Annotated in this window: 31 protein-coding genes and 1 pseudogene; 17 read left to right on the top strand and 15 right to left on the bottom strand. The window is 67.3% G+C overall.

Features of this window, described 5'->3' with window-relative positions; genetic code table 11:
- Positions 1 to 11: 11 nt before the first annotated feature.
- Complete coding sequence (locus AC1RP5_RS09725; RefSeq protein ID WP_493110436.1) at positions 12 to 809, bottom strand: J domain-containing protein; 798 nt, start codon at positions 807 to 809, stop codon at positions 12 to 14.
- 90 nt (positions 810 to 899) lie between these two features.
- Here AC1RP5_RS09725 and AC1RP5_RS09720 point away from each other — a divergent pair, with 90 nt between their 5' ends.
- The gene (locus AC1RP5_RS09720; protein ID WP_493110435.1) at positions 900 to 1,064 is read left to right on the top strand and encodes a hypothetical protein; all 165 of its coding nucleotides are present in this window, start codon (positions 900 to 902) and stop codon (positions 1,062 to 1,064) included.
- A gap of 106 nt (positions 1,065 to 1,170) precedes the next feature.
- Complete coding sequence (locus AC1RP5_RS09715; RefSeq protein ID WP_493110434.1) at positions 1,171 to 6,978, top strand: beta strand repeat-containing protein; 5,808 nt, start codon at positions 1,171 to 1,173, stop codon at positions 6,976 to 6,978.
- Positions 6,979 to 6,984: 6 nt separating this feature from the next.
- Here the strand turns inward: AC1RP5_RS09715 and AC1RP5_RS09710 are convergent, their stop codons facing one another.
- Positions 6,985 to 7,527, bottom strand: coding sequence for a dihydrofolate reductase family protein (locus AC1RP5_RS09710; RefSeq protein ID WP_493110433.1), 543 nt, complete (start codon positions 7,525 to 7,527; stop codon positions 6,985 to 6,987).
- A gap of 90 nt (positions 7,528 to 7,617) precedes the next feature.
- Between AC1RP5_RS09710 and AC1RP5_RS09705 the strand changes: the two genes are divergently transcribed.
- The 4 genes from AC1RP5_RS09705 to AC1RP5_RS09690 all read left to right on the top strand — a co-directional run bounded on the left by AC1RP5_RS09705 (position 7,618) and on the right by AC1RP5_RS09690 (position 10,056).
- Positions 7,618 to 7,917 (top strand): PRC-barrel domain-containing protein, encoded by a 300-nt coding sequence (locus tag AC1RP5_RS09705; protein ID WP_493110432.1) that lies wholly within the window; start codon positions 7,618 to 7,620, stop codon positions 7,915 to 7,917.
- A gap of 163 nt (positions 7,918 to 8,080) precedes the next feature.
- Positions 8,081 to 8,476, top strand: coding sequence for a hypothetical protein (locus tag AC1RP5_RS09700; protein ID WP_493110431.1), 396 nt, complete (start codon positions 8,081 to 8,083; stop codon positions 8,474 to 8,476).
- A 58-nt stretch (positions 8,477 to 8,534) separates the two neighbouring features.
- Complete coding sequence (locus tag AC1RP5_RS09695) at positions 8,535 to 8,741, top strand: DUF1062 domain-containing protein (protein ID WP_493110430.1); 207 nt, start codon at positions 8,535 to 8,537, stop codon at positions 8,739 to 8,741.
- Between the two features lie 322 nt (positions 8,742 to 9,063).
- Entirely contained in the window at positions 9,064 to 10,056 is a 993-nt protein-coding gene (locus AC1RP5_RS09690) for a DUF6236 family protein (RefSeq protein ID WP_493110429.1), read from the top strand.
- A 142-nt stretch (positions 10,057 to 10,198) separates the two neighbouring features.
- Here the strand turns inward: AC1RP5_RS09690 and AC1RP5_RS09685 are convergent.
- The 3 genes and pseudogenes from AC1RP5_RS09685 to AC1RP5_RS09675 all read right to left on the bottom strand — a co-directional run.
- A pseudogene (locus tag AC1RP5_RS09685) lies at positions 10,199 to 10,600 on the bottom strand (Rrf2 family transcriptional regulator); the annotation flags it as partial.
- 15 nt (positions 10,601 to 10,615) lie between these two features.
- Positions 10,616 to 11,578: a DUF2950 domain-containing protein gene (locus AC1RP5_RS09680; RefSeq protein WP_493110427.1), complete on the bottom strand. Its 963-nt coding sequence runs from the start codon at positions 11,576 to 11,578 to the stop codon at positions 10,616 to 10,618.
- On the bottom strand, positions 11,575 to 13,023 hold the full coding sequence (locus AC1RP5_RS09675; protein WP_493110426.1) for a DUF3300 domain-containing protein: 1,449 nt from the start codon (positions 13,021 to 13,023) through the stop codon (positions 11,575 to 11,577). The genes AC1RP5_RS09680 and AC1RP5_RS09675 overlap by 4 nt, the downstream gene beginning before the upstream one ends.
- Before the next feature lie 269 nt (positions 13,024 to 13,292).
- On the opposite strand from AC1RP5_RS09675, the gene AC1RP5_RS09670 reads away from it, so the two are divergent.
- On the top strand, positions 13,293 to 13,700 hold the full coding sequence (locus AC1RP5_RS09670; RefSeq protein ID WP_493110425.1) for a hypothetical protein: 408 nt from the start codon (positions 13,293 to 13,295) through the stop codon (positions 13,698 to 13,700).
- A gap of 91 nt (positions 13,701 to 13,791) precedes the next feature.
- On the opposite strand, the gene AC1RP5_RS09665 is transcribed toward AC1RP5_RS09670, so the two are convergent.
- The 4 genes from AC1RP5_RS09665 to AC1RP5_RS09650 are packed head-to-tail and all read right to left on the bottom strand — an operon-like array spanning position 13,792 to position 15,899.
- Positions 13,792 to 14,199, bottom strand: a complete 408-nt coding sequence (locus AC1RP5_RS09665; protein WP_493110424.1) for a terminase small subunit-like protein — start codon at positions 14,197 to 14,199, stop codon at positions 13,792 to 13,794.
- Positions 14,196 to 14,456, bottom strand: a complete 261-nt coding sequence (locus AC1RP5_RS09660) for a hypothetical protein (protein WP_493110423.1) — start codon at positions 14,454 to 14,456, stop codon at positions 14,196 to 14,198. Before AC1RP5_RS09660 ends, AC1RP5_RS09665 begins: the two co-directional genes overlap by 4 nt.
- Positions 14,453 to 15,088 (bottom strand): hypothetical protein, encoded by a 636-nt coding sequence (locus tag AC1RP5_RS09655; RefSeq protein WP_493110422.1) that lies wholly within the window; start codon positions 15,086 to 15,088, stop codon positions 14,453 to 14,455. The genes AC1RP5_RS09660 and AC1RP5_RS09655 overlap by 4 nt, the downstream gene beginning before the upstream one ends.
- The gene (locus tag AC1RP5_RS09650) at positions 15,066 to 15,899 is read right to left on the bottom strand and encodes a hypothetical protein (protein ID WP_493110421.1); all 834 of its coding nucleotides are present in this window, start codon (positions 15,897 to 15,899) and stop codon (positions 15,066 to 15,068) included. The genes AC1RP5_RS09655 and AC1RP5_RS09650 overlap by 23 nt, the downstream gene beginning before the upstream one ends.
- Between AC1RP5_RS09650 and AC1RP5_RS09645 the strand changes: the two genes are divergently transcribed.
- Both AC1RP5_RS09645 and AC1RP5_RS09640 read left to right on the top strand, forming a co-directional pair.
- Positions 15,898 to 16,554: a thermonuclease family protein gene (locus AC1RP5_RS09645; protein ID WP_493110420.1), complete on the top strand. Its 657-nt coding sequence runs from the start codon at positions 15,898 to 15,900 to the stop codon at positions 16,552 to 16,554. The two genes, AC1RP5_RS09650 and AC1RP5_RS09645, sit on opposite strands and share 2 nt — an antisense overlap.
- 123 nt (positions 16,555 to 16,677) lie before the next feature.
- On the top strand, positions 16,678 to 17,394 hold the full coding sequence (locus AC1RP5_RS09640; protein WP_493110418.1) for a hypothetical protein: 717 nt from the start codon (positions 16,678 to 16,680) through the stop codon (positions 17,392 to 17,394).
- On the opposite strand, the gene AC1RP5_RS09635 is transcribed toward AC1RP5_RS09640, so the two are convergent.
- Both AC1RP5_RS09635 and AC1RP5_RS09630 read right to left on the bottom strand, forming a co-directional pair.
- Complete coding sequence (locus tag AC1RP5_RS09635) at positions 17,367 to 17,690, bottom strand: hypothetical protein (RefSeq protein ID WP_493110417.1); 324 nt, start codon at positions 17,688 to 17,690, stop codon at positions 17,367 to 17,369. The genes AC1RP5_RS09640 and AC1RP5_RS09635 overlap by 28 nt on opposite strands.
- Positions 17,690 to 17,896, bottom strand: a complete 207-nt coding sequence (locus AC1RP5_RS09630) for a hypothetical protein (protein WP_493110416.1) — start codon at positions 17,894 to 17,896, stop codon at positions 17,690 to 17,692. The genes AC1RP5_RS09635 and AC1RP5_RS09630 overlap by 1 nt, the downstream gene beginning before the upstream one ends.
- A 96-nt stretch (positions 17,897 to 17,992) precedes the next feature.
- Between AC1RP5_RS09630 and AC1RP5_RS09625 the strand changes: the two genes are divergently transcribed.
- The 5 genes from AC1RP5_RS09625 (at position 17,993) to AC1RP5_RS09605 (ending at position 21,389) form a co-directional block, all read left to right on the top strand.
- The gene (locus AC1RP5_RS09625; protein WP_493110415.1) at positions 17,993 to 18,754 is read left to right on the top strand and encodes a S24 family peptidase; all 762 of its coding nucleotides are present in this window, start codon (positions 17,993 to 17,995) and stop codon (positions 18,752 to 18,754) included.
- Positions 18,755 to 18,805: 51 nt separating this feature from the next.
- On the top strand, positions 18,806 to 19,198 hold the full coding sequence (locus tag AC1RP5_RS09620) for a cupin domain-containing protein (RefSeq protein WP_493110414.1): 393 nt from the start codon (positions 18,806 to 18,808) through the stop codon (positions 19,196 to 19,198).
- Positions 19,199 to 19,349: 151 nt separating this feature from the next.
- Positions 19,350 to 19,745, top strand: coding sequence for a hypothetical protein (locus AC1RP5_RS09615; protein ID WP_493110413.1), 396 nt, complete (start codon positions 19,350 to 19,352; stop codon positions 19,743 to 19,745).
- A 131-nt stretch (positions 19,746 to 19,876) separates the two neighbouring features.
- Entirely contained in the window at positions 19,877 to 20,344 is a 468-nt protein-coding gene (locus AC1RP5_RS09610; protein WP_493110412.1) for a hypothetical protein, read from the top strand.
- A gap of 52 nt (positions 20,345 to 20,396) precedes the next feature.
- Entirely contained in the window at positions 20,397 to 21,389 is a 993-nt protein-coding gene (locus tag AC1RP5_RS09605) for a hypothetical protein (protein ID WP_493110411.1), read from the top strand.
- A gap of 84 nt (positions 21,390 to 21,473) precedes the next feature.
- Here the strand turns inward: AC1RP5_RS09605 and AC1RP5_RS09600 are convergent, their stop codons facing one another.
- The 4 genes from AC1RP5_RS09600 to AC1RP5_RS09585 all read right to left on the bottom strand — a co-directional run bounded on the left by AC1RP5_RS09600 (position 21,474) and on the right by AC1RP5_RS09585 (position 24,522).
- The gene (locus AC1RP5_RS09600; protein WP_493110410.1) at positions 21,474 to 22,397 is read right to left on the bottom strand and encodes a YcjF family protein; all 924 of its coding nucleotides are present in this window, start codon (positions 22,395 to 22,397) and stop codon (positions 21,474 to 21,476) included.
- Positions 22,398 to 22,404: 7 nt separating this feature from the next.
- Positions 22,405 to 23,826 (bottom strand): YcjX family protein, encoded by a 1,422-nt coding sequence (locus tag AC1RP5_RS09595; protein WP_493110409.1) that lies wholly within the window; start codon positions 23,824 to 23,826, stop codon positions 22,405 to 22,407.
- An 84-nt stretch (positions 23,827 to 23,910) separates the two neighbouring features.
- Positions 23,911 to 24,264 (bottom strand): helix-turn-helix domain-containing protein, encoded by a 354-nt coding sequence (locus AC1RP5_RS09590; RefSeq protein WP_493110408.1) that lies wholly within the window; start codon positions 24,262 to 24,264, stop codon positions 23,911 to 23,913.
- A gap of 9 nt (positions 24,265 to 24,273) precedes the next feature.
- Entirely contained in the window at positions 24,274 to 24,522 is a 249-nt protein-coding gene (locus AC1RP5_RS09585; RefSeq protein ID WP_493110407.1) for a type II toxin-antitoxin system RelE family toxin, read from the bottom strand.
- A gap of 157 nt (positions 24,523 to 24,679) precedes the next feature.
- Between AC1RP5_RS09585 and AC1RP5_RS09580 the strand changes: the two genes are divergently transcribed.
- The 3 genes from AC1RP5_RS09580 to AC1RP5_RS09570 are packed head-to-tail and all read left to right on the top strand — an operon-like array spanning position 24,680 to position 25,925.
- The gene (locus AC1RP5_RS09580; RefSeq protein WP_493110406.1) at positions 24,680 to 24,913 is read left to right on the top strand and encodes a hypothetical protein; all 234 of its coding nucleotides are present in this window, start codon (positions 24,680 to 24,682) and stop codon (positions 24,911 to 24,913) included.
- An 8-nt stretch (positions 24,914 to 24,921) separates the two neighbouring features.
- Positions 24,922 to 25,467 (top strand): hypothetical protein, encoded by a 546-nt coding sequence (locus AC1RP5_RS09575; protein WP_493110405.1) that lies wholly within the window; start codon positions 24,922 to 24,924, stop codon positions 25,465 to 25,467.
- A 44-nt stretch (positions 25,468 to 25,511) separates the two neighbouring features.
- Complete coding sequence (locus AC1RP5_RS09570) at positions 25,512 to 25,925, top strand: hypothetical protein (RefSeq protein ID WP_493110404.1); 414 nt, start codon at positions 25,512 to 25,514, stop codon at positions 25,923 to 25,925.
- The last annotated feature ends 140 nt before the right edge of the window (positions 25,926 to 26,065 follow it).

Raw genomic sequence — 26,065 nt, 5'->3', positions numbered from 1 at the left:
CGCCCGGACCTCTAGATGATCTTCACGTAGGCCAGCACGATCGCGCCGACCGAGCAGATGGCGACGACGGTTGCCCAGTCGAGGCCGGACAGTCCCTGCCCTCTCTCCTCGTCGCGGCTCTCCGACGCGCGCCGCCGGGACGCGCGGCCGCCTTTCCATCGGGTGACGTGCTGCACCTTCTCGATGAACAGCGCGGCATCGGCGGGACGCGGCGTGCCCAGCACGCGGATCGCCTGGTTGATCTCGTAGGCGACGTCGCGCCGCTGCAACCGCAGCGCCTCGGCGGCGAAGGCCTGGATGTCGGGATCGGTGCCGAAATAGCGTTCGAGGAACTGATGCTTCAAAGCCTCGGCGAGCTCGCCCGCGTCGGCGGCCGCCTTCGTCTCCACCAGTGTCACCTGGAAGGAGAGCGCGAGCGCCGACGACAGTTCGGCGAGTTCCTCGCGATGCTGCTCGGCCTCGGGATGGTAGCGTTCGATGTAGAGCCAGGCGGCGGCAAGCTGCTCGTCGTCCGTTTCCCGACCCTCATCGGACCGGCCGGAATCGCCCTCGAAGTCCTCCGACGAATCCTGGTGATCGCGGCGCAGCCGGTCGTACTCGGCGCGCGCCTCGACGCTGCCCAGCACCTCGTAGGCCTCGATGATCCGGCGGGTGATGCGCGCGGCATTGTCCTTGTCGCCGGCATGGACGTCGGGATGGTATTTCTTGAGCAGCGCGCGATAGACCGCCGAGAGCGCGCCCTGGTCGATCGAGGGCAGCACGCCGAGAATCGCGTAATAGTCGGTTTCGACATTCATTCCGGACAGCATTGTCGCGATCCGCGCCGTGCGCCAATTCAAAAAACGGGTAATAAGGATTCCATGGGCCAACCGATTTCCGAAGACAAGAAAGCAGCGTTCATGAAGCGAGCCGAGATCCGGCTGAACTTCGCCCAGAACCTGCCGGCCGACGACATCACCCGCGACGCCAAGATCAAGGCGGCGGAGAAGGCGATGAAGACCGCCCTCGCCTCGCACACCGCGCCCGCGCGGAAGGCCAGGAAGGCGAAGAAGGCTCCGCGCTAGGGGCGCGCCCCCGTCCCTGTCCCCCAACTTTAACGGGAGATTATTGCACTGAGACTCGCTTTGTCCGTGCGATTCGGTACGCTGCCGTACCTTGGGGGGATGAACCATGTCGATCAATGTCAGCGGCACACCCGGCACGCCCGGCATCAATGGCGCTCCTCCGGCCGGTAACGGCACCAAGGGCGGGACCGGCGGGACGGCCAATGCCTCCCAGAGCAACACCGAATTCGGGCTCGTCGTCTCTGCCTCTGGAGGCAACGGCGGCGTCGGCGGCAACGGCGGCGAGCCCGACGGCAATGCCGGCGCCGGCGGCAATGGCGGCGTGGCCTCGGCCTCGGCCACGACGGTTTCCGGCACCGACGACCAGACGGCGCAAGCCTCGGCGTTCGCCACCGGCGGCAATGGCGGCAACGCGGGCGTCCCGGGCGCCAACGGCACGGGCGGCAATGGCGGCACGGGCGGACGCGCGCGCGCCAACGCCAGCGCCACCAATCTCGAGGGCAACGCCACGACATACGTCACCACCATCAACGGCAACGGCGGCACCGGCACGTCCGTGGGCGGCAGCGGCGGCAACGGCGCGGTGGGCCTCGACTCCACGGCCGAGGCGCATGCCGGCGCGGGAGCCGTGGCCACGGTCACCGTCTACCAGAATGGCGGCGCCGGCGGCGCGGCGACCGGCACCGGCACGGGCGGCAATGGCGGCTACAGCCGGCTGATCAATGCGGCGAGCGGGTCGACCGACGGCGGCATACTGCGCCTGACGCAAACCGCGACCGGCGGCAGTGGCGGCAACGCCAGCGGCGCTCCCGCCGGCACCGGCGGCAGCGGCAGCTCGTCCCTCACCCTCAACGACTACACCGCGCCGGTATCCAGCCTCACCCTGCTCGCCGACGTGTTCGGCACCGGCGGCAATGGCGGCAACAGCTTCGGCGGGAACGGGCGCAACGGCGGTGCGGCAACGGCCACCCTCGTCCTGACCGGCCGCGACGCCACGACGGGCAATGCCACGGCCACCGGCGGCAATGGCGGCCAGGGGCAGGACGGCAACGGCGGCGCCGGCGGTGCGGCGACGGCCAGCGTGATCGCCGCCAATGACGGTCCCGCGCTGGGCGGCGCCGTCGAGGCGACGGCGATCGCCCGGGGCGGCGCCGGCGGCAACGCCAACGGCACGGGCATCACGGCGGGCAACGGTGGCGTCGCGCACGCGACCGCCGAAGCCCACGGCACCGGCGATGCCACCGCGAAGGCGACGGCGTCCGGCGGCGGCGGCGGTGCCGGTTACGATAACGCCACCGGCGGCAACGGCGGCTCGAGCACGATGGTCGACGCGGTGAAGGCAAACGCGGCGACCGGCAACATCGTCCTCGAACAGACCGCCTCGGGCGGCGGCGGTGGCAGCGCCCAGGGCACTGGCTACGGCGGCAGCGGCGGCGCCGCCACCTCCACGCTGACGACGATCGTGACGAGGGCGGAGTCGATCACCGCCACCACGACGGCCTACGGCGGCAACAGCGGCACGGCGCAATCGGCCGACCACGTACGCAGCGGCGCCGCTGCCACGGCAAGCACCCATGTCGAGGCCTTCGCCTCCACGACGACCGCGGCCGCCAACGCGACCGGCGGCATCGGCGGCGGCATCTCGGGCGGGGCCGGTTCCGGCGCCTCGGGCGGCAGCGCCACCAGCACGGCCTACGCCGCGGGCAGCACGTCGGCCACGGCGACCGCCTTCGCGGGCGGCGGCACGGGCGGTACGGGTGTCGGTGTCGGCCAGCATGGCGGCGCCGGCCGATCGCTCACCAACGCGGCCACCGCGGAGGCCGAAGTCGCCGAAACGGGTTTTAGCTCGCTCGCGAGCGCAAGCGCGATCCAGTCAGGCGGCACCGGCGGCAATGGCCAGGGTGGCGCGGCGGGCGGCAGCGGCGGCAGCAGCACGCTCACCAACGCCGTCTTTGCCACCGCCGACGATGCCAACGCGACGGTGCAGCAGATCGCGATCGGCGGCACAGGCGGTACGGCAGGGTCCGGCGCCCTGGCCGGCCGGGGCGGCGCGGCGCTGTCGGATCTCACCATCGACGGCGGCGACGCCGCGTCGTTCAGCGCGATCAGCCGGGCGACCGGCGGCGCTGGCGGTAATGGCACCATGGGCGGCACCGCCCGCGGCGGCGCGACGGGCACGGCGAAGGTCCACGTGGAAGGCGAGCATGCCTTGGGCGGCAGCACGCGCGCGGCCGGTGGTGAGGGCGGCGGCGCCGTCACCGGCAACGGCGGCAAGGGCGGCACCGGCATTTCGGACGCCTATCTCGGCTCGTCCAGCTCCTCGCCGGGCGAGGCCGGATCCCTTAACTCAACGGCCTTCGGCGGGAACGGCGGCAACGCGACAGGCGCGGGCGCAACCGCCGGCGCCGGCGGCGGCGCCCAGGCGACCGCGCGCGGCGAAGCCGGCAACGGCACGAACCTCGGCATCACGGCGACCGTCACGGGTGGCAACGGCGGCAACGGCCAGGACGGCGCCAATGGCGGCGCCGGCGCGTCGGCGATGGCCGGCCCCGATGCGACCACCGGCTACGCCAGCGACGGAACCCTCTCGCTGCGGCAGGACATCAAGGGCGGCAACGGCGGCGACAGCCACGGCGGCAAGGCGGGCACCGCGGGCACCGCCAGCTCGGTGGTCAGCCACGACACCGAGGTCGATGGCGCGGCCGCCACCGTCAACCTCGTGGCGATCACCACGGGCGGCGACGGCGGCACGCAGTACGACAATGCCGGCGCCAAGGCCGCGGCCGGCGGCGCCGCCGGCGCCAGCGCCACCGTGAGCAATGCCACGTCCGGGTCCGCGAACGCCCTCGCGACCGGCGGCAACGGCGGCAACAGCTTCCTGTCCGGCACGGCCGGCGCCGGCGGCAGCGCCAGCGCGGCGGCGGCGGGCCTCGACATCGGGAACGGCTTCATCACCAGCCGGGCGCTCGGCGGCAATGGCGGCTCGGTGCGCTTCGACCCCGACTCGGGCACCTTCACAGCCGCCAGCGGCGGTGCGGGAGGCAGCGTGTCGAGCGTCACCGCCACCGGTTCGACCGTCGATGGCAGTTCGGGCTCTCTCAGCGTCTACGTGAGCGCGGTCGGCGGCCAGGGCGGCGTGGGCGCCGGGGCGGGCATGTCGGGCGGCGCCGGCGGCACGATCGGCTATATGCATGGGGAGGGCGACGCCGGGGCCGGCAGCGCATACACCGAACTCAACGCGACCGGCGGCAAGGGCGGCGACGGCATCGCAGGCGCCACCGGCGGCGCCGGCGCATCGGTGTCGATCGTCGATGCGGCAAGCGCCGTCGGTGCCTCCGGTTCGGTCAATCAGACCGTCACCGGCGGCGACGGCGGCAACTCCACCCTCGCTGCCGGCGGCAAGGCCGGCAATGCGAGCGTGACCGCCGTTACGACGACGCCGTCCACCGTCGACAGCATGTCCTCCAGCTTTCAAGCCAACGGTGGCCGCGGCGGCGACGGCACGACCGGCCAGGCCGGCGGTTCGGCGACGGCGAGGAACATCCTCTATCTGCCCGACGATGGCGCCGCGTACGCCACCGCGATCGGCGGCAACAGCGGCGCGAGCAGCGCCGCCGACGGCAAGAAGGGCGGCGCCGCGACGGCGAATGTCGTCACCCACTTCACGGACGCCCCCGGTGTGGTCTCGTCCTTTGCCATCGCCCAGGGCGGCAGGGGCGGCGACGTGACAGTCGGCCATCTGGGCGGCGGCGGTGGCACCGCTGTCGCGACGGCCGTGGCCACCGCGGGCTTCCACGGCACGGTGACGGTCGACGCGACGCAGACCGGCGGCGACGGTGGAGCGGCGACCGACGACGACGATGTCGGCGGCACCGGTCGCGGCGGCAACGGCGCGTCCTCGAAGATGGACAATGCGGTGTCCGGCTCCAGCCTCGAGGGCACCGTGACGCTGACGCAGACGGCGACCGGCGGCAACGGCGGCAATGGCCTCAACGATTTCGGCGGCACCGGCGGCGTGGCCGAGTCGAAGCTCGAGGTCGACAATATCGGCGGCACCACGACCGCGGAGCTGAACCTCAACGCGACCGCCGTCGGCGGCGACGCCGGCGATGTCGCGGCTGGCTCGACGCCGGGCGCCGCCGTCACGGCGCGGTCCGGCGCGACGGCCCTCGCGTCCTCACTGGCGACGGATATCGGCCGCGTGACGGCGTCCGCCACCGCGACCGGCGGCAACGGCGGCGACAACGAAGGCAGCGGCCGCGCCGGCGCGGGCGGCACGGCCTCCGGCACGGCGAGCGCGACGTCGACCATGAACACCGCGAACGCCACCGTCACCGCGACCGGCGGCAACGGCGGCGATGGAACGGGCACCGGCGCGAGCGGCGGCAACGGCGGCACTGTGATGTCCCTGACGGCCACCGCGACCGGCGCGGACACAAGCTACGACCCCATCACCGCCATCGTCACCGCCACGGGCGGCAACGGCGGCATCGGCACCGGCATCGGCGCCTCGGGCGGCAACGGCGGCTCGGTGACGAACGGCGTGAGCGCAAGCGCCGACAACACGGGCGGCCCTGCCATCTCGGCATTCGCCACCGCGAACGCCAGCGTGACGGGCGGCAACGGCGGTGCGGGCTTCCTCGGCGCCAATGGCGGCAATGGCGGCGACGTCCTTCTCGACGATGCGGTGGCCGCCATCACCCACTGGGGCAACGCCCAGATGAACCAGACCGCGACCGGCGGCGACGGCGGCGATGCCGAGGGAACCGGCCATGCCGGCGCGGGCGGCGACGCCCATACGTCGCTCGACTACGCCGACACCAACCCCACCACCCCGAACAATGTCATCGGCCTCGTGCTGACGGCGCACGGCGGCAACGGCGGCGACGATGCGTCCGCCCTCTACGGCCATGGCGGCGACGCCACCTCCACCGCGATCCTCTCTTCCGACATGGGCTGGGGCATCTTCGCGCAGTCCTACGCCACCGGCGGCAACGGCGGTTCGGGCGGCGGGGACGGCGGCGACGCCCTCGCCAGGGCCGGTTCGACGGCACCGAACGGCGGCGCGACCGCCTACTCCTTCGCCCAGGGCGGCGAATCGCTTGGCCACTCCGGCAGCGCGCAGGCGGTGTCGGAGGGCAACGGCCCCTACTCCGAAGTCAAGTCGACGGCGACGATCGGCAGCGCCGACGGTGCGACGAGCGCGGCCGGCGCCATGGTCACCGACGCCGAGGCCTTCGCGTCGAGCACCGGCATGGGCCTGCACGAAACGATCGCGATGGCGTCGTACGAGACGTCCCTCACCGCCGTGACTCCCTCGGCCTGGTACACGTCCGGCGCGACGGTCATCGCCGCGCCGGACGCGAGCCAGGTCAGCAGCTACATGGTGGGCAACGGTAACATCGCGACGGGCTTCGCAGAGGCGACTTCCTACTTCGCCATCGGCGAGATGTTCGCCCACCACAACAACGAGAACGGCGACGTCCAGACGATGGCGACCCATGTCGACTTCACGGTCGACCTCGGCGCGCTGCCGGAGACGGAGAACCTGCTGGTCGGTTTCGCCGGCGGCGTCTCGACCACGCCGTTCACCTCGATGACCTTCAGCATCACCGCCGACGGCAACGTGATCGAGACGCACACCTGGAGCGACGCGGCGGCCGCCGTCTCGTTCTTCACCGACCACTTCATCGACTACGGCTCGATCTCGGCCCTCGACACCTCGGGCGACGGCAAGATCGACTTCAGCTTCGCCTTCGCCATCTCTTCCGACCTCGCCGGCGCCAACTTCTACGGCAGCTTCATCGTCGGCGACCCGCCGCCGCAGGAGACGCACACGGCCGATCCGACGCCGGTTCACGACCCGCTGCCGCCGCCGGTCGACACGACGCACCACGATCATCTGATCGTGTAGGAAGGGTCAGCCGGCGGGCACGCCCACCGGCACATAGGTCAGCCGGATCACGTCGCCACCGACCCGATCGGTGGCGGCGAGCCGCAACGGCGGCCGCGGGCCGGTGAAGAACGGCTTGCCGCGTCCCGCCACGACCGGGTGCAGGTAGAGGCGATACTCGTCGATCAGCCCGGCGCCCAGGCTTCCCGCGAGCATCGGCCCGCACACCGCGATCTCGCCCGGCAGCGTGGCCTTGAGGTCGCGCACCAGCGCCTCGACATCACCTGTGACAAGCGTGGCGTTGGGGCCGACCGACGTGAGCGTGCGCGACACGACCCACTTGGGTTGCCGCCGCCACGCCACCGCGAAGGCGCGCTGCGCCTCGGTCCATTCGGGCAGGTCGTCGTCCCAGTAGCGCATGGTCTCGTACATGACGCGCCCGTAGACGCTGCCCGCGAGGCCGGCCACATGCTCGGTCCAGTGCCGGAACAGATCGGGGTTCGTCGGCATGTCCATGTGATCGACATAGCCGTCGAGGGTCTGGTTCATCCCGAAGACAAGTTTCGCCATGCCGCGACTCTATCTTTTCCGCCCCGCGGCGCAACGACGGGACGCAGGGCGGGTTAGCAGCCCGAGATCCCAACCGAGGAGCGAACAGCCATGGACCACAGCAAGCACGCGCGGCTCGCCGCGAACGAACTGAACGCGGAGATCCTCGAGGACGCCACCATCTACGGCCCCGGCGACGAGAAGATCGGCACCGTCTCCCACCTCCACGGCGCCGGCACCGCCGCCCAGGTCGTGATCGACGTCGGCGGCTTTTTAGGCATCGGCGCCAAGCCCGTCGGCGTGCCGATCGCCGGCCTCGACTTCATGCGCGACGAGGACGGCGACGTCCACGCCGTCACCAACTGGACGAAGGACCAGCTCAAGGCAATGCCCGAGCACGTGGATCGGTAGGCGCCGGCGAGCCGCGAGAGCGAATGACGAGAACGAAGGGCCCGGCAGCAATGTCGGGCCCTTCTCACAGTTGCAATAGTCGTTCGGGATTGCCTTAATGGGCGTGCGGTTTGGGGACCGCGCCGCCAACGATGCGGCGGACTCTCTTGGGGGGAATTTCGACATGATGAGAACTCTGACCGCCGCCACTCTCGGCGTGCTGGCGGCCGCCACCGCCTTGACCGCGACCACGACCGCGATGGCTCCTGCGATCGCCCAGGCCGGCGGCCAGCCGCTGACCGCCGCCGAGGTGCGCCAGACCCTGATGGGCGTCAACGTCATGCACGAGGTGCCCGGACAGGAAGCCTGGGCCTTCTTTTATCTGCCCGACGGCAAGTACGATTCGACCAACGGCCGGATCGCCGACGGCGGCACCTACTCGATCCAGAACGACGGCAAGGTCTGCTGGACGCGGCGCACGCTGAACAGCAAGGGCTGCTTCCAGTACTACCGCCTCAACGGCAAGCTGCGCGTGCGAGCCGACGGCGGCGACATCGGACCCGTCACGATTTCGAAGTAGAGCGTTTTCCGTCCGATATACGCGAACACGTTTAAAAACACTTTATACGCGTTCGCGTATGTACGCAGCGGCAGCCGCGCGCGCCAACGGTCGGCCTGTCGACGTCTGGCTTATCTGCCGATGCGTCGCCTGCGACGGCATCTCGAACCACCCGATCTTTGAGCGCCGAGACGTCGACCCGCTCGACAGGGGTGTCGTCCTGCAGGCGCTGAAGTCACACCTACCCGCCTCGTCCACACCTTCGCCTTCGACATCACCGTGCTGAAACATTGGACCGGTTGCGCGCAGGTGTCCGACGACGTGGCCATGACAAAGCGCGGGATTGAAGAACTGCGCGCGCGGGACAGGATGTGAATGGGGTGGCGTCAATTCGCAAGTGCCATTTGAATCCAACAATGAGACTCAAAATTAAACCACGGGAAGCATGACAGGAGCGTAGATAACCTCCGAAGCCTTGTCACAATCTGAAGTCGTAACTAACATTACGATAGACAACCTGCTACTTACGCGCCTCGTACAGATTGGGCCATTCCCAAACTGGAGAACCGATGAGCTTTAAACGAGACCTACTCGGATCGGTGAGCGCAGTGGCTATTCTGCGCTCACTCAAGGTAAAGCCAACGATCCCTCGCCAGAATCCAGTGGCCAGAAACAAAATCCCCCAGATAAGGATGTCGAATTTTTCAGTCGAAGATGGATTCGGCCGACCTCGTAATTTTCGACTAGCCAGCCCAAAGCTAGCCAAAGACGAAAGAGGCCTTGTCGTATCGACACCTATGCGAATTCAAGATGGCGGTTTCACCGCCAGTGCTGTTATGGACCCGCAAGAATTACGGTTCGCGTTGTTGTTTTGGGATCGCCTAGATTTCCCCCGAAGCCACGTTGCAACATGGGACGGTGGCAATGACGTACAATTCCTCGAATCGGTAGGCGTACTACATCGCTCGCAAGTTTCGGGCGGTAGTGGCAGCATAGACGATCACATCCTCGAAGCTTTCCTTGGAACATACCGTGAGCTTGATCGACGTGACGCCGGACTATGGAGCCTTGCTCGAGGTGAAAAATCCCTGAGCTTCAAAGGCGATGATTTAGCGGCCAATCGAGGCTTAATAGTTGAGCTATTTCAGGCGATTCCGATCCCCGACAAAGACGTTCCACTCGACGACATTCTGAAATTCAAAGACAAACGTCGCGCAGAACTTTTGGAACTTCGCCTTCATCTGGACGAGGTCTACCAGAGCATAGTGAATTCGGCAGATCAGCCGCACGCAAAGAATACTGCGATGATGGCTTTAGATCGGGCTTTAGCTAACCTATTAAAGGTAAGTAACGAATCCGGACTAAAGATGAAATTATCTGGATTCGAGGCCAAACTCGAAATCCTAAACTTGACACAGGGTGCCGTCGCGGCATTTGCAGCCTGGAATTTCGACATGCCCGCCACCACAGTTGTTCTGGCCGGACTAGTTGGTACGATGGCGCCAATCTTCTCAATTAAGAGTGGTGTCGGATTGAAACGCGAAAAGAGGTCTCTCACTCCATTTGAATACGTTTCCCATTTCCATAGAGACCTATTCTAACGATCTTGTTGCGCTTGAAGAACGTGCGCCGCTGGCTCACGGAGAATTGGATGCGTTCGATTAACAATGCCCCATTGACTGGCAACAGGAATCTTCCACGCCTTGCATCGCGGCTGTCGATGCTGGCTGGTATTTTGAGGAATCAGGTGATCTCTACCTCAAACAACTTCAACAGCTTCGTCCGCCACTTCAGCAGATCCGCCAGCGTGTAGCGATCCAGCACGTCCATGAACGCGGCCAGTGCCTCGCTCAGGATGCCGGTCAGCTCGCACGCGGGCGCGATGGCGCACGTCCCGCATTCGACCAGGTCGAAGCCTTCCTCGGTGTGGCGGACCACTTCGCCGACGTTGATCCGGTCGGCCGGTTGGGCGAGGCGGATGCCGCCGGCGCGGCCGCGCATGCCCTCGACATAGCCCGCCTTCCCCAGGTCGTGCGCCACCTTCATCAGGTGGTTCTGCGAGATGCCGTAGGCCTTCGCGATCTCGGCGATCGAGCAGTCCTTGCCGGGTCGGGCGTCGAGATAGGTCAGCACGCCCAGCGGGTAGTCGGCATGCGACGCTCAGGGAGGCGTCATGTCCGCCTTGTCCCAGCTGCTGTCGGGATTGAACACGTTGATCGCGGCGGCGCGGGCGGCCGTCTCCTCGCCCAGGTTCTTCTCGTAGACGTCGCTGTTGTTGCTGATCATGAACGTCATGACGCCGGTCTCGCCGTAGCGCACCGGCCAGGCGATGACGGCGAAGCCGCCCATCATGCGGTCGCGAAGCAGGTAGTCGCGCGCCCCGCCCGGCGCATCGGGTCCCTGGCTGTAGAGCAGCCGGAAGCGGTAGCCGTAATAGCCTTCGCGCTCGACATCGCCCAACTGCGCCTTGGCGAGCAACGGTCCCAGCGGGCTCGACGGCTCGCCCGGCTTCGTCTCCCAATAGAGCCCGTTCTTCTGGCCGGGCGTGCTCACCAGGCGGCGCGCATAGACCGGCACGCCGATCTTCATCGGATCGAGCGACGCGTAATCGCGTTGCGCATCGACGATCGCCAGCAGGGTCTGGATGACGGCGAACTCGTCGCGGCCGATCAGGCGCGCCTCAAGTTCCACGCGGCCGGCCTCGACGTCGTAGCGCCATTCGTTGCCTTGCCTGACGATCGGCAGCGGCGAGATCCAGCCGGTCGTGCCCGCGCCGACCAGCGCCTTGTCCGGCGTCTCCTGGATGATCCTGTGGCTCTCGTCCCAGGCCTTCAGGAACTGCTCGCGCAGTTCGTCGTCCTGCCAGTCGCTGCCGGGGATCAGCGTGTGCCAGTCGACGCCGAGGATGGCTGTGATCGCCTTGTCGTCGTGCTTGCGCACGGCGTCGGTGAGCGCATCGGCCGCCGCCTCGGGCGTCGGGAAGCCTTTGAGCTGCGGCGCCTGTTTCTGCGTTTGAGCCTGCGTCGGCACCGGCGCCGGTGTTGGCGTCTGCGCAACGGACGTAGCGGACAGGCTCGCATAGAGGGCGAGCGCCGCGAGGCTACGAGAGACCAGTCTTGTCATCGCCGACCTCCACCGCCGCCGCCTCTCGCGCCGCCACCACCGCCGCCGCCACGTTGTCCGCCGCCCCCGCCGCCGCCGCTGGGACGTGCGCCGCCGCCGCCACCGCCTCCACGCGCCGCACCACCACCGCCGCCGCCACCACGGGCACCGCCTGCACGGCCGCCGCTGCGCTGCTGCTGCGCGCGGCCGCGCTGCGACTCGCGATTGACCGCTCCGCCGCGATTGACGCCACCGAGAGCGCCACCGCCGCCCGGACGCTGGCCCGCGCCGGGACGCTGGACGGCGCCACCGCCGGGCCGCTGTGCCGGACGCTGTACGTTACCCCCACCCGGGCCGGCCCCCGCACCCGGACGCTGGCCTGCGCCGGCGCCACCTCCCGGACCACCGGGGCGGTTGGCGCCGGCGCCACCGGCCGGTCCCTGTGCGGGGCGCTGCACCTGTCCGCGGAATTGCTCGCGCTGCTCCGCGCCTGGCCGGTTCTGGCCGAACTGCTGCCGCGTTGCCGGGTCGCGATAGGCGACGCCGCGCCGGTGATCGACCTGATGCTGCCAGCGATCACCGGCGCCGATGTTGTTGCGATTGAAGTTGCGGTCGATGTTCACGGCGCGGCTGGCATTGACGTTCACGTAGCTGTTGCCGCCGCCATAGCCCCATCGCCAGCCGCCGAACAACGCGCCCGCCGCCGCGATCCCCGCGCCCCACACCAGGCCGCGCAACAGCGCGCCGCCCAGCGGCCAGAAGGTCGGCGGATAGGTCGGATTGGGCCAGGGGCCGTAGACATTGTTGGGGTCGTAGCTCGGCACATAGACGACTTCCGGGCTCGTCTGCGCGATGGCGTAGATCGTGTCGTTGCCCTGCGATTGCGTCGTCACCGTGTATTGCGGTCCGGCGCCGGGCTTCAGGTTCCCGGCGGCGGCGGCCTTGGCGCGCAGCCGCTGGATCGAGGCCGCGACATCGTCCTGCTGGCCGAGCAGCGCATCGCCCAGCTTCTGCGTCCAGTCGAGATGATCGTTCATCTGCTTCAGGATCGACGGGAAGGCGACCAGCGACTTCACGCTGACGTCCCACGTCTTGTCCGCCACGGCCGCGACCGCGGCATTGCCGGTGAGCGTTGGATTGGCCTGTTGCCAGCGCGCGGCCTCGACGACTTCCAGCGGATAGGTCGCGGCCATCAGGACCTGCGACAGCAGCGCGTCGTCATAGAGCGCGATCACCGCCAGCATCTGGTCGAGTTCCTGCGGCGAGAAGAGTTTCCTCTCCGGCGTCGCCGGCGCCTGTGCCGGTGCGGGTGCCGGTGTCGGGGGCGTGGGCGTCCCGGGTGGCGTCTGCGCGAGCGCCGGCAACGACGTCGCCGTCACGGCCGCCAGCGACAGCAGGAGCAGCTGGCGCCGATTGCACGAGAGTTCCGAACGGCCGCCCGAGGGCGTCCCCGAATTCCGCCTCATGGTTGCCCCTCCCGTTTCCAGGACATGGTGTGCCACCCAGCGGTTCGCGCATTGATATTCATCAACCCGAAGCACCATCGGATGGAATGGCAGGGCAGCTTTCAGGTCGACGGGCTGAAGAAGGGCGGCCGCCAAGGCCTCGCGGGTGTCGCACCCGCGCCTTGGCAACTCCAGCGAAGAGAAAGCGTTGTTGCCCTCAGGAAGAACCAAGCCCGCCTTGGTTTGGCCTGGAGCGCTCCCGATGATGGGCGTGTGGTTGGAGGGATCAGATGTTGAAGGTTGCCAAACTCGTGATCGTCGCGGGCCTCGGACTGGCCGCCGCCGCCTGCCAGGATCCCGGCTACGGCGCCCAGCGCGGCTACGGCTATCAGTCCGCGCCGGCCTACGGCTACAACAACGCCGGCTACAACAACGCCGGCTACAACAACGCCCCGCCGCCGCGCTATGCCTACTCGCAGCCGGCGCCGAACTACTACTACAACAATCAGCAGCAGCCCTATTACGGCAACAACAACCAGGGCACCTTCTACAACCAGGCCGACGGCCGCCGCTACACGACCGTGGCCGTGACCAACCGCGGCCAGAACGGCTATCGCGACGACGTCGTGCAGCAGCAGGTCGTCTGCGGCAGCCAGTACTTCGACGGCTACCGCACCCGCACCGCGCCGCGTTGCTAGGCCGAGCGAAGCTCGGCCATTGAGCGTCAGGACATCGCCTTGCGATGTCCGAGAGCGCCGAAGAAAGACCGATCGCGCACGACGCCTTCGTCTACCCTTCCCTAAGTCTCTTCACCCGCTCCCGCCCCTTCTCGATCGCGTCGCCGATCGACACTCTCGTGGGGGCGTCGGGGGAGACTTTTTCGCCGTAGCGGCGGGGGGCGAGCTTGGCGGCGTACCACTTGATGGCGTCGACATAGAGCCGGCGCGCGCTCGCGGTGCTGGAGGTCGCGGTGCGGGCTTGATGGACCGCGTCCTCGGCCAGCGCGTCGGCCAGTTGTTCGCGCGCGATGGCGAGTTGGCTGCGGAACTGGCTGTTCTCGGCCTGCCATCGCCGCACCGTGGCGCGGCCGGGCATCGTCTTGTCGAGACAGATCTCGCGCAGGGTCTCGCCGTCGGCCAGGCGCCGGCAGATCTCGGCGGTCCTCGCCTCGTCGAACTTCGTGGGCCGGCCGGTCATCGCGCCGGCTCCTTCGTCGTCGACGCCTCGTAATTGCCGGCGACCTTCTTGCCCAACCGCCGCCGGTTGACCCGCATCAGCGCGATCGTGGCGGCGCGCGACTGGCCGGCGGCGATGCCGGCGGCGCGGCGGCGGCGACGGATCAGGTCGGGATGGCGCGCCATCGCCGCACCGATCTCGCCGTCGGTGTAGCCCGCGACGACCAGTCGTTTGAGCTGCGCTTCGTCGTCGGACGTCCAGGGGCGGCCGCGGCTCATCGGCTTTCTCCCGCGATCTCACCGGCGGCGCGCTGTTGTCGTTCGACTTCATCGAGCAACGCCTTGTTCGCCGCCGCGCGCTCGGTGTGACCGGCCCTGAGGTTGCCTTCGATCACCTGGCCGAGACGACGGACGCGGATCGCGCGGCGCTCGGCCGGCGTGCCGTGGCGCCACAGATGCATCTCGTCGCGTTCCTCGCCGCCGTCCTTGTCGCGGCCGCGCTTCTCGACTGCATCGAGAAGGCGACGGCAGGCATCGAGCCGTCGCTGGCGTGCGGTGAAGCGATCGATCACCGCCTTCCGGAACGACGCCGTCGTCGGCATGCCGTAGCGCGCGTTGCGCAGGCACCACAGCGTCGCCTCGCTCCACAGCTCGCTGCCGAGATCGCCGTTGGCCTCGATCCATGTGGCCGCGCGCAATCGCGCCTGGTCGGAAGCGAGCCGGCCGCCACCCTCGAACGCCATGGTGAGCTTGGCGAGGCACTGCATGGCATGCGCCGTGTCGACCGGCTTCACCGCGAGCCGCGCGATCTCGGCACGCAGCTCGGCTTGCGGCGGCAGCACGCGCGGCGGCCGCCACGCGATGCCGGACTCCGCCAGCGACAGCGCCTCAGCCAGAACTCTCTCGAGCAAACTGGGCGTAGCCGTCGAGAGTGCTCCCGAGGCCGGGCTTGTCGTCGCGACGTCGTTCGGCATAGCGATCCTCCATCAGCTTGGTGAATTTCTGTTCGTCGAGCAGCCAGTCGAGATCGAACCAGCGCGGCATGCGGCCATCGGGCCCGTGCAGGAACTCGGCATCGCGCGCCTTCTCGAGCGCCAGCTTCCAGCCTTCGAGGCCGCCGCATTGCGCCAGCCGCGCCTGCAATTTCAGTCGTCGCGTCGAGTTCAGGAACGACGCCTCGGGCCAGCCTTCCACGCGCGCGACTTCCTGCCAGTGGCGCCACGCCTCGGTCTCCGGCGACGCCGCAGCCGCCGCCTCGCGCGTCTGGCCCTGCTCCGGCTCCTTCGGTCCTCGATCCTTTCCCTGGTCCTCCGATCCCTTCCCTGATCCTTGATCCAGCGACGAAGGCTCGCGAGCGTTCGACGAGGCCTCGCGCGGCGCCGGAAGCCGGGGCGGCGGGTCGGGAATCTTGCTTGCGCCCGGCCGGTCGATCTTCTGGTGCGCGTGCCAGTGGACGATGCGCAGATAGTGCGCGCCGTCGATCTCGTAGCGCTCGATGCAGTTCTCGCGCGCCAACTCCGTCAGCCAGCCCTCGATCAGGCCGGACGCATCGTCGTCATAGGGAAACAGCAGCCCCTTCAGCAGCCGCGGCGAGCCGCGCAGCTTGCCCTCATCGTCGGCTTGCCCCCACAGCAGCACGAACAGCAGACGCGCGTCGCGGCTCACATTGCCCATGCTTTCGGAATGCGGGAACTCGGGCTTGATGGTGCGGATGCGCGCCATGTCAAACGACCTCTGTTGGGAGCGCGGCCTTTACGCCGCCGCAAAGCCGCGCCACGGTCGGCGCATGAAGAAGTTCCTGCCTCTCTCGATCGTGCTGGCGCTGCTCGCCGCATCGGCAGCCGCGCAGAACCGTCCCCCCGCGGCGGCGCCCGCTGCTCCCGCGACACCACCGGCCGCCGCGCCCGCGGCGCCCAAGCCCGCGGCGTGCGCCAGTGCCGGCGCGCTGCCGCAGAACTGGTCGGGCCAGGCCTTCGCCATCGATGGCGAGACGATGGGCGGCACCGGGCTCAAGGCGCCGCTGAAACTGTGGGGCCTGCAGGCGCCGGCGATGCGCGACGCACAGAAGATGGAGAACGTGACCGGCATGCGGGCGCGCGCGACGCTGGAAGATCTGCTGGCGCGCTCGGACCACAAGGTGAAGTGCCGCATCGCGCGCTTCGATTCCGACTGCCGCATGGTGGCGCAATGCGCGCTCGACGAAGCGCAGCCGATCGATCTCGGCGGCGCGATGCTGGCCTCCGGTGTCGCCTGGGGCCACGAGCTCGACGAGCCGCTGAGCTGGGAGCCGCGCGCCAGCCAGCGCTATGCGGATGCCGAGTTCGAAGCGCGCAAGGCGCGCAAGGGATCGTGGCCGGCGTGGCTCGGCGAGAAGTGACTCAATCTCACTACGGGTGAATTTGCAGACGCTGCGTGGTTCACAAGGTCGCGCTTTGCACGACCGTCTATCGACTCTTTGAACGCGGAGTGGTTTTCTCGATGCGGGGATTGGGAAATCCGCATGAGTGTACTGGGTGTGGGCAACGCTGGGGGCAGCGAAGCCGAATCGACTGACTTGGGAAAGACGGAGTCCACGCGCGCCGGCAAGACCGGCGGGCGCGACAGCGCGTGGCGCATGGCCCTGCCGGCCGTCGTCGGACTGGTGGCCGGCTTCTTCCTCGCGGTGCTGAGCGGCGCGACGCGGGCCGGTGGCGACTTCGGCAACGTCCTCACGATCATGGGCGGAGCCGTCCTGGTCGCGGGCATCAGCGTGTACAGCAGCTGGGCGGTCGGCCGTTGGTCCGAGGTGGCGCGGCTGCGCCGGCGCGCCAAGGTCGCGGCGCTGCATCTCGCGCGACTGCGCACCCTGCTGCTGGCGCTCGAGACGCTCATCCGCAATCCGCGCTTCGGCGACGATACGCTGCAGCCCGGCACGACCACCTTCGATGCCGCGCGCAGCGCGATGCGGCGCATCTCCGACGCCGCCGAGATCGATCCGGACTTCGAGGACCTTATAGACACCCTGCAGGACCTCGACGTGCTGGAGAAGGCGCGCTGGGCGTTCCAGTCGAGCCGCGAGCATTTCCACATGCCCGAGAGCGTGGCGCAGGATGCCGAGACGCTCACGATGTGGATGGGCACCGCGCTGCGCGCCGAACCCACGCACACCGCCCTCACCAGCATGATCCATCACCTGGAAACCGCCGAACGTCACCTCGCCGCTCGCGCCGCCGGCTGAGCCGCTTCTTTCAGCGCGGCATCGATCGCCGCCTCGATCTGCCACTCCGCAATACCGAGCTCTCGCGCGCGATCGGCCAGCATGTCGCGCGTCGCCATCCGTGCCGCGCGCGCCGAGAAGCCGCCGAGACGTTCGAACGACAGGCAGTCGGCTGCGTCCTCGACCAGTAAGGGGTGGGGAGACAAGGGGTGGGGCGGCGCCGGATCGGGGGACGGCGCCGCCCCGCTGCCGGCGCGCCGTGAGGGAGGCACGGCGCGGGCAGCATTCGGTTTGGATTTCATGTCGGAGCGGCGCATCAGCCGGCGCTCCCGTTCCAGTCGGCAGGGATGATCGCTTCGAGCTTGGCCAGCGTGTTGGCCGTCGGGTTCCAGGTGGCGCGCGTGGCCAGCCGCAGCGTCTTCTCGTCGACCGACGCCCGCGCCGCGATCTCGGCCCGCGTCAGCTCCGTCGAGGTGAGCCAGGTCCGGACACGTACGAGAGCGGAGATCGTCGGGGAGGTCATGGTCCGGAATACTATCCGGACAACAATCCGACTTCAAGACGGATTCCGGACAAAACTCCTCTCGGAATATATTCCGAAAAATGCCAGACTGCCGGCATGGCCTTCGACGCCAACCAACGCCGCCAGGCGCTCCGCCGCTTCATGGCCGGGGCCGGCCTCAACGTCGCCCAGTGGGAATCCCTCTCCGGGCTCGGCGACGGCACCTTGCGCAAATTTTTAGACGATCCGACCGGCGCCAAGACGCTGACCGACAAGACCTACTCGAAGCTCGCCGCGGGCGCGGCGCGCAAGACCGGCCGCGCCGTCGGCGTCGCCGAGCTGCTGGGCGCTGAGGGCAGTGGTGGCGGCGAAGCGCCCGACGGTCCGGTGACGATCACGGATCTCGCGGGCAACGTCATGCCCGCCTTCGACGCGCCGGCCCGTCCGATGCTGGGGCACATGGCGTCCGACGTGCCGCTCTATGGCACCGCGATGGGCGGCGACGGCAACGGCGAGTTCGAGATGAACGGCACGGTGATCGACCATGTCGCCCGCCCGCCCGGCATCCTGGGCCGCGGTGATGTGTTCGCGCTGAACGTGGTGGGCGATTCGATGTGGCCGTGGCGCAAGCCCAACAGTCTCATCTATGTCGAGCGCGACCGCGCCCCCAGCGTCAACGATCACGTCGTCGTCGAGTTCAGGCCGATCGCCGGCTCGAGCGTGCGCCAGGCGGTGGTGAAGCTGTTAGTCGGCGTCTCCGGCAGCCGGATCAAGCTCGGCCAGTATCGCCCCAGCAAGGAATTCGAGGTCGACCGCAAGACGGTCTTTCGTGTGTACCGCGTCCTCGAATGGGACGAACTCATGAAAGGTGGACGATAGGAAGGCGAGCTACACTCACCTCCCCATCGCTGAATGAAAACGGAGGATGAGTTGGCCACTGTCCTGGACATCACCGCCAATCTCGCCGGACTGACCCAATTCGCGCGCACGCCCACCAGCCCGGCCGACGATCGCCGCAAGGGCCTGTCGCAGCTCGCGCCCTATCGCGACGGCGCCATCTTCACCAGCAAGTTCAGCGGCACCGGCGGCTGGGAGCGCCATCCCAGCGGCGACGAGATCGTGCACGTCATCGAGGGCGGCACCCTGCTGCGCCTCCTGCCCGACGAAGGCCCGCAATCGACCCTGGACCTCGCCGCCGGCGCGATGGTGATCGTGCCGAAGGGCATGTGGCACCGATTCGAATCCGCGACCGGCGTCACCTTGATGTCGATCACGCCGCTGCCGACCGAGCACCCGCCCGTGGATGTCGAAGATCCGAGATAGGCACGATTCTTTGCATCCGGACGCAACCAGCGCTCGGTGACCAAGAAGTGGCCTGACAGGAATTCCATGATGATGAGGCAACGGCCTGCGGGCCGGTCGCGTATTACCCCCCATGATGACGCGGGCGATGCCGCGCAGAATGGAGGTACTGATGTTGAAGCGAATTGCTTTCGCCACCCTCGCCGCCGCCACGCTCGCGACGGCAACTTTGGCCACTGCGCCTTTCCAGCCGGCCGACGCGCAGGCCTGGGGCGACCGGGATCGTGACGGTGTTCCCAACCGTTACGACAACTACAACAACAACCGTCCCAACCAGGGTTGGGGTGACAGGGACCACGACGGCGTTCCCAATCGTTACGACAATTACAACAACAACAACCGTCCCAACCCCAACCAGGCGTGGGGCGACAAGGATCGCGACGGCGTTCCGAACGCCTTCGATCCCTACAACAACAACCGTCGTCCCAATCAGGCCTGGGGCGACAAGGACCACGATGGCGTTCCCAATGCCGTCGACCCGTACAACAACAATCGCCGCTTCCAGTAAGTGGACGTGAGCCAGGAGATGCGGGGCGCTTCGGCGCCCCGTTTTCTCTTGGGACGCACTGCCGGATCTTTATCCGGATTACTATCCGGATTTTGATTGACTATTCCGGACCTTGATCCGATATTCGGATCATGCCCGACAGTCTCTCCTACCGCCCACCAGAGACTGTCGCCGCCCCGCCTCTTCCCGTCGCCGAACTGATCCGCCGCGAACGCCGGCCGCTTCCCGCGCATGATCTGGAGTCCGTGAACTTCCGCGCCTGGGCCGTCGCCGTCTGCCAGGCCGAGATCGACCACCGCGCCCGCGATTTCCAAAGAGTCGAACGAAAGCTCGGCCTCGTCTTCGACCGCTGGCTCGAACCCGACTGCGAAGCGCTCGGCCAATTCGCCCACGAGGCCCACGCCGCCGCCGCCCTCGTCTGGCTCTCTCACCTGCAGACTCACGAGAGCGAGAAGCGCAGCCCGTGGTCGGGCGTGCCTTTCAGATCATGGCGCGAACCCGATCGCGCCCGCTGGTTTAAGAAGCGTCGTGAGTTGTGGAACGGCTTCGTGAGGCAGGTCGAGCGCTATCGCGCCGCCCGGCGGCGGGTAGCGACCTAATGCGCATTCACTTATAAGTTGTGATACCCTCGGTCTTTGGAGGACTATCTAGATGATGCGACCGATTCATCGCGGCGATTTTCCAAGAATATTCAAAAGAAATCCGTTGAACCGACTCGCACCTATTGGATGCCTCATCACAGCGCTTGCTATCTCGAATGGAATACATGCCCAAGATGATCCCAAGCAGTCTCGGCAAGCTGCACCATTTGCACAAAATGAATCGGCACCCCCAAAGACTGAGGCTCCGATCATCGACGGCAAATCAACTGATACCGACTGGGAAAAATTGAAATGCGGAGAAGCAAAGAGCCATGACGAAGCTGATCTATGCGAGCAAAGGCGCATGGCGAAGGCGGCAGAGTCGACCGTTTATTTGAATATTATTTCGATAGCGGTGGCGATCTTTGGTTTCTCGTTTGTGATTTGGAATCTTTGGTACGTCCGAAAGGGCACTAACGCCGCTATCGATGCAGCTACGGCCTCAACTACTTCTGCAGCTGCAGCCATACGCGCAGCAGATGCTGCTGAAGCCTCGATGCAAATCAATCGAGCTTGGCTTTCCTTTGTGGGGATCAATTATCTTCACATGAGTAACTACACGCTTCGCGGGAAGCGTTATCAGAAAGGTCTAGGAGTTGGATTGATCTGGGCCAATGTGGGCTCAACGCCTGCACTGAAGGTCCGCACTTATACAAATCATAAACTTGTTCCTGCAGGAACTCTGGCCCCTTTTTTCAGCGAAGATGAACAAGATGACGAGGATCGGAAGTTTGGAGCTCTCGTTGTCATTAGCCCCAAAGGGGATGTTGTCACGGATGAGCGCTGCTTAACCGAGGAAGAATATCATGCAGTACGCGAGGACCGACTGCACTTTTTTGTCTACTCATGCATGACTTACAGAGACATTTACAATCCTGCGGTGGAAAGAAGAAGCGAGGCCTGCGTTAGAATCTCCATATCGGGATTTGAGCAGATGCCAGATGGAAGCCAAGTGGAACGAATCATCGGCAGGCCATCTGGTCCGCAGAACAATATGAGTTAGCGCTTTAAGCGACAGTCTTCGCGACCGCCCGTAAGCACTGCTAGTTGTGAAGCGATTTCGTGAAGGAGTCGCATTCCTGTTGCCTTACCTCACCGCCGGCAACGGCCTGATCTCCTCCTTCGCCAGCATGCCCAGCGCAAACGTGCGGCGCGCGACGACCAGCGCTTCGCCCGCGGTGCCGACGACGGCGGCGGCGAGGCGGTCCTGGGCGGCTTTCATCGCGAACTCGACGACGGTGCTCATGACGGCGGTCGAGGAGGCCGAGAACAGGACGTGCGAGAGGATGCGCCAGATGGCGCGCGCGCCGTGGCGCAGGCCGTAGATCTGCATCAGGTCCTTCACCAGCGCGATGCCGATGCCGACGACGACCAGCGCGTCGAGCGCGGGATGCGGGCAGGCCGCTACGCCCAGGCTGGCGCGCAGGGCGGCGCGCTGGATGCGTTCGTCGGCCGCGCGGTCCATCGGCACGAAGATCTCGCGATTGAGAAGATCGATCACGTCGGCGTCGGTGTGCTGCGGCTGCAGCGCGTTCGACACCGCGTCGAGCTTGCCCAGCACCTCTTGATTGCCGGCATAGAGGTCCTTCAGCGCGCCCACGAGGCGGCCGCCGCTGCCGACGCCGCCCAGTCGCGACAGGTGCTCGGCCAGCGCCCGCGCCTTCTCCGCCGATTTGAGCCGCGTATAGGCGCGCGCCTGCGCCGCCAGCAGATAGAGCGTCGAGCCCAGCAACGCGACCAGCCCGCCGAACTTCGCGAGGTCGAGCAGGCTGCCCTGCTCGATCGCGCCGCGCGCCAGCGAGACCGCGCCGTCGACGACCACCAGCAGCACCAGCAGCGCGGCCGAGCCGGCGGCGACCTTCGCGGGCCAGCGGATCGCGGGCGGGCGCATGGTCGGCTCCGGCAGCGGTTCGATGGACGGTGGCGCGTCGGCGGCCGGCAGGTCGCCCGGCCGGAACTCCATGTCGACGAGGCGGCGCGGCGGCGTCTCGGTGGGGGAAGTGATGCTCATGGGGTGCTCACGCGAGGAGGAATTGCAGGACCTTGTCGAGATTGATGTGCGGCAGCGGCCGGTCGCGCCCGCCGGGCCCGAGCCGCGGCGGCTCGAAGCGCCTGATGTGAAAGGCGGCCTCGCCCCACTGGTCGGCGGCGGGGATCGTGCCCGGGATCACGCCGGGCTGGATGTCCAATACCTCGTCGCGCCCCGACGGGATGCCGCGCAAAAAGGGCATGGCGAGGCCGTTCACCTTGAGCTTGAGGTCGGTCGTCGCCTTCACCGAGGCGATGGCCAGCAGGCCCGACTGGCGCGCGGTCGCGCGCAGGAACGGCTCGCCCACGATCTCGCGCAGCAGGTTCACGAGGTTGGCGTGCTGGTCGGCGGTGACATGGTCGGCCTTGGTCGCGACCAAAGCGAGCCGCTCGACCTTCGCCAGCGGCAGCAATTTAAGCAGCGGGTGCTTCAGCTCCTCGAAGGCGTCGCTGATGCTGCGGATCGCCAGGCCAAGATCGGCGAAGGCTTCGTGGCCCTGCTGCAGCGAGGATAAAAGATCGACCAGCAGCACCTGTTTGCCGAGACGACCGAACACGTCGCCATAGAACTGGCGCACCAGCCGCTGGTAGGCGGCGTAGCGCTGGCGCAGCGCCGCACCCATCGTGCCGCGCTTGGCCGAGCGTACCGAAGAGAGCGGGAAGAACAGCGTCGCGGAATCGATGTGGCCTTCGCCGCTGGACTCAGGGACGGCATAGCGTCCCGGCTGCACGAAGCAGAGGCTGCGTTCCTGTCGGCAGCGCACGAGATAGTCTCGATAGAGACCGCCGATGCGCGCGAGCTCGGCCGGGTTCTCCGGCGCGGCGGGATCGAGTGCGCGCACCGCGTCGAGCCAGGGCGTCGCGAGGTCGAGACGACCGGCGCTGTGGGCCAGCTCCTCCATCTGCCGCGACCAGTCGCGGAACGACTGGGTGAGCATCGGCAGGTCCAGAAGCCATTCGCCGGGATAGTCGATGAGATCGAGGTCGGTGGTGGCGGTCGACGACAGTGCCGAGCGCAGCAGGCCGACATCGCCGTGGCGGATGCGAACCCGAAGACCGCTGAGGCCGGTGGTCGGCGCCGGCCATTCGGGCTTGTCGGCAAGGAGCTGCTCCAGCCGTTGCTCGAACGGAAAGCGCGGCACGCCCGGAATGTCGAGCAGCTCGACGGAACGCAGATGCTCGCGCCAGGGAAAGAACGGGAACGCCGCCATCGGCGCCTGCGCCGCGGTCATCAGCGCGTGGGCGAAGGCGGTGATGAACACGGTCTTGCCCGAGCGCTGCAGCCCGGTCACGGCGATGCGATGCCGGCGCTGCGACAGCGGCGAGGCATCGAACGCGGCGGTCAGCGTCTCGAGCGTGCTGCCGGCCGCATCCCTCAGGCCGGAGAGAGGTCGCGCCAGATCAAGAGCCATCGAGGGAACGCAAGTCCGGCAGCATCATCATGACTGCGCATTTGGGGACCGACCGCGTCAGAAAGATGGCGGGGCGACCATTACTCACACGAGGTCGTCGAGATCGACCTTCAGCGCTTCGGCAATCTTCTTCATGACCGACACGCTGCCGTCCTTCTTGCCGCTCTCGATCTCGGAGATGAAAGGCGGACTGACGCCGGCGGCAATCGCGAGATCACGCCCCGAGAGGCCGCGGTAAGTACGCCAGACCTTGACCTTGTTCTCGCCGGCAACGAGACGACGCACGATATCGGCCGGGATGACCTCTTCGTCGCCCGCCGCGATGTCGCGCATGATCTTGTTCGCCCTGGCGATATCGGCCTGGTCGACGAGACGCTCGTAGTCGGCAAGCGGCAGAATGACGAGGCTTTCGCCGTTGGGGGTAGTGATGATCTGCATGCTCGCCTCCTATTTGTATATATCGCCGCGAGAGCCGATTTCGAGGACCAGGAGCACAGTGCCCTGATCGTCCATGATGACGCGCCAATCGCCGACGCGAAGGCGGAGATAGGACGACCCGACCAAAGCCTTCACATTGTTGGCTTGAGACTGCGGGTCGGCGGCAAACTGCTCGATCTTTTCAATGATCCGCGCCGCCAGTTTGGGCTGCAGTCGGCTCAGTACCTTCAAAGATGATTTGCTGTAGGTGACCTTCACTACATCAATATATTAGCTTTTAGCTAATATTCCAATAGCCCGTCAGGCACTGGAAGTCCAAATCTGGTGGTTTTTCCTGACCTGGAAGCCCCATATCCCGTGGCTTGATGTTCCTATTTTGTTCTTATACGAGTCAGGCCAGAACAGGAGGCGCTGGATGACCGGACTCACCCTTCACGACGTCGCCACGGGCACCTATCCGATCGGCATCGAATGCGATCGCTGCATCCGCCGCGTCGTCGTCACCGCGGCGGCTTTGAGGGCCACGCCGGGCGACCGGCGCACGCTCGACCAGGCGGGCGTGGTGTGCGGCAAGTGCGGCTCGCGCGTCTTCTCGGCCACGCGGTTCCTGTCGCAGGCCGAGCTGCGTTCCTTCATCCGTACCCGCTGAGGCGCGCGATGCTGCAGGAATCATCGACCGACATTGAACGCGACTTCCCCCATACCGCGCCGATCATCCGGCGCGGCGCCTGGACGTTCAGCGAATATGGCGAGGTGAACGAGCTGCTGCACAGTCTGGGCGCGCACCGGAGCGGTGAGTTCAACAGCATCTGCCGCTATCGCTTCGCCGACGAGGCGGATGCCGTGGCGCTGCGCGAGCATGCGTTCGAGCGGCGGCTGCACCGGCTGGTGCCCAACCAGACCCGCGGCGCCACGCGCGAGGAAGTGGCGCTCGAATGGCCGCGGCTGGAGGTCGAGCGCGAGGAGATCCTCGCCTGGGGCCGCACCACCGGCATGCTGCGCGAGGTGATCCAGCATTACCGCTTCGAGCGTCATCTCGGCGCCTACTCCTACATGGCGCATCTCGCCGCCGCGAAACACCTCGAGCAGGCGCATCCCACGATCGCCGATCCGGTCAACCATGCCGGCGTCATGATCGTCTGGGCGGAGAAGGAACACCGCGCCTGGTTCTGGAACTGCTGCCGCGGCAACCACCGGCTTTGAAAGAGCGACACACGATGAGCACGCAACGCCAAGAAGACGCAGCGATGTCCGTCCTGCCGTTTCCGCAGCCCGACGAACAGGACTCGTTCGAGATCGAGGCCGACCTGATCCTGTGCGCGATGGAGCTGGCCGCCGAGCAGGGCTTCGGCTTCACCGTCGACGATCTCGAATGGGTCGAAGCCTACTGGTCGCAAATCGAGACCGAGACCTCGTCGGTCGGCTGCGTCGTCAGCCTGACCGACGGCCGCCGCTTCCACCTGCTCTACGTCTCGACCGAGGAGCCGGAGGACGAGCCGCCGGACGGTCCAGCCCATGGCGGGCCCGAATGGAGCCTGGAATCGGTCGAGGTCACGCAGATGACGACGACCGAGGAGCTGCCGCGGCTTCATATGGAACCGCCGTGGATCGACGAGGTGGCGGCGATCAACACCTGGCTCCGGTTGCCGCCGCAGGGCTGACGGCTTGCGCGGCGGGCCCGTCTCGCCCACAAGCTCGCCTATGTCCCAGCACCGGTCCCAGAACGCTTCCAGGAATCAGCCTCAGACCCGCGAACGCCCCGACGTCCTTGCCGCGCAAAAAGTGCTGGCCGAGGTCTGGC

The sequence above is a fragment of the Reyranella sp. GW821-FHT12G01 genome (genome assembly GCF_058806575.1).
The sequence above is the reverse complement of the archived record's forward strand: the minus strand, read 5'-3'. Positions and strand labels throughout refer to the sequence as shown.

Excerpts from the sequence above, each read along its gene's own strand:
- AC1RP5_RS09725 (WP_493110436.1), bottom strand. The coding sequence starts at position 809 with ATGCTGTCCGGAATGAATGTCGAAACCGACTATTACGCGATTCTCGGC.
- AC1RP5_RS09720 (WP_493110435.1), top strand. The coding sequence starts at position 900 with ATGAAGCGAGCCGAGATCCGGCTGAACTTCGCCCAGAACCTGCCGGCC.
- AC1RP5_RS09715 (WP_493110434.1), top strand. The coding sequence starts at position 1,171 with ATGTCGATCAATGTCAGCGGCACACCCGGCACGCCCGGCATCAATGGC.
- AC1RP5_RS09710 (WP_493110433.1), bottom strand. The coding sequence starts at position 7,527 with ATGGCGAAACTTGTCTTCGGGATGAACCAGACCCTCGACGGCTATGTC.
- AC1RP5_RS09705 (WP_493110432.1), top strand. The coding sequence starts at position 7,618 with ATGGACCACAGCAAGCACGCGCGGCTCGCCGCGAACGAACTGAACGCG.
- AC1RP5_RS09700 (WP_493110431.1), top strand. The coding sequence starts at position 8,081 with ATGATGAGAACTCTGACCGCCGCCACTCTCGGCGTGCTGGCGGCCGCC.
- AC1RP5_RS09695 (WP_493110430.1), top strand. The coding sequence starts at position 8,535 with ATGTACGCAGCGGCAGCCGCGCGCGCCAACGGTCGGCCTGTCGACGTC.
- AC1RP5_RS09680 (WP_493110427.1), bottom strand. The coding sequence starts at position 11,578 with ATGACAAGACTGGTCTCTCGTAGCCTCGCGGCGCTCGCCCTCTATGCG.
- AC1RP5_RS09675 (WP_493110426.1), bottom strand. The coding sequence starts at position 13,023 with ATGAGGCGGAATTCGGGGACGCCCTCGGGCGGCCGTTCGGAACTCTCG.
- AC1RP5_RS09670 (WP_493110425.1), top strand. The coding sequence starts at position 13,293 with ATGTTGAAGGTTGCCAAACTCGTGATCGTCGCGGGCCTCGGACTGGCC.
- AC1RP5_RS09665 (WP_493110424.1), bottom strand. The coding sequence starts at position 14,199 with ATGACCGGCCGGCCCACGAAGTTCGACGAGGCGAGGACCGCCGAGATC.
- AC1RP5_RS09660 (WP_493110423.1), bottom strand. The coding sequence starts at position 14,456 with ATGAGCCGCGGCCGCCCCTGGACGTCCGACGACGAAGCGCAGCTCAAA.
- AC1RP5_RS09645 (WP_493110420.1), top strand. The coding sequence starts at position 15,898 with ATGTCAAACGACCTCTGTTGGGAGCGCGGCCTTTACGCCGCCGCAAAG.
- AC1RP5_RS09650 (WP_493110421.1), bottom strand. The coding sequence starts at position 15,899 with ATGGCGCGCATCCGCACCATCAAGCCCGAGTTCCCGCATTCCGAAAGC.
- AC1RP5_RS09640 (WP_493110418.1), top strand. The coding sequence starts at position 16,678 with ATGAGTGTACTGGGTGTGGGCAACGCTGGGGGCAGCGAAGCCGAATCG.
- AC1RP5_RS09635 (WP_493110417.1), bottom strand. The coding sequence starts at position 17,690 with ATGCGCCGCTCCGACATGAAATCCAAACCGAATGCTGCCCGCGCCGTG.
- AC1RP5_RS09630 (WP_493110416.1), bottom strand. The coding sequence starts at position 17,896 with ATGACCTCCCCGACGATCTCCGCTCTCGTACGTGTCCGGACCTGGCTC.
- AC1RP5_RS09625 (WP_493110415.1), top strand. The coding sequence starts at position 17,993 with ATGGCCTTCGACGCCAACCAACGCCGCCAGGCGCTCCGCCGCTTCATG.
- AC1RP5_RS09615 (WP_493110413.1), top strand. The coding sequence starts at position 19,350 with ATGTTGAAGCGAATTGCTTTCGCCACCCTCGCCGCCGCCACGCTCGCG.
- AC1RP5_RS09610 (WP_493110412.1), top strand. The coding sequence starts at position 19,877 with ATGCCCGACAGTCTCTCCTACCGCCCACCAGAGACTGTCGCCGCCCCG.
- AC1RP5_RS09605 (WP_493110411.1), top strand. The coding sequence starts at position 20,397 with ATGATGCGACCGATTCATCGCGGCGATTTTCCAAGAATATTCAAAAGA.
- AC1RP5_RS09600 (WP_493110410.1), bottom strand. The coding sequence starts at position 22,397 with ATGAGCATCACTTCCCCCACCGAGACGCCGCCGCGCCGCCTCGTCGAC.
- AC1RP5_RS09595 (WP_493110409.1), bottom strand. The coding sequence starts at position 23,826 with ATGGCTCTTGATCTGGCGCGACCTCTCTCCGGCCTGAGGGATGCGGCC.
- AC1RP5_RS09590 (WP_493110408.1), bottom strand. The coding sequence starts at position 24,264 with ATGCAGATCATCACTACCCCCAACGGCGAAAGCCTCGTCATTCTGCCG.
- AC1RP5_RS09580 (WP_493110406.1), top strand. The coding sequence starts at position 24,680 with ATGACCGGACTCACCCTTCACGACGTCGCCACGGGCACCTATCCGATC.
- AC1RP5_RS09575 (WP_493110405.1), top strand. The coding sequence starts at position 24,922 with ATGCTGCAGGAATCATCGACCGACATTGAACGCGACTTCCCCCATACC.
- AC1RP5_RS09570 (WP_493110404.1), top strand. The coding sequence starts at position 25,512 with ATGTCCGTCCTGCCGTTTCCGCAGCCCGACGAACAGGACTCGTTCGAG.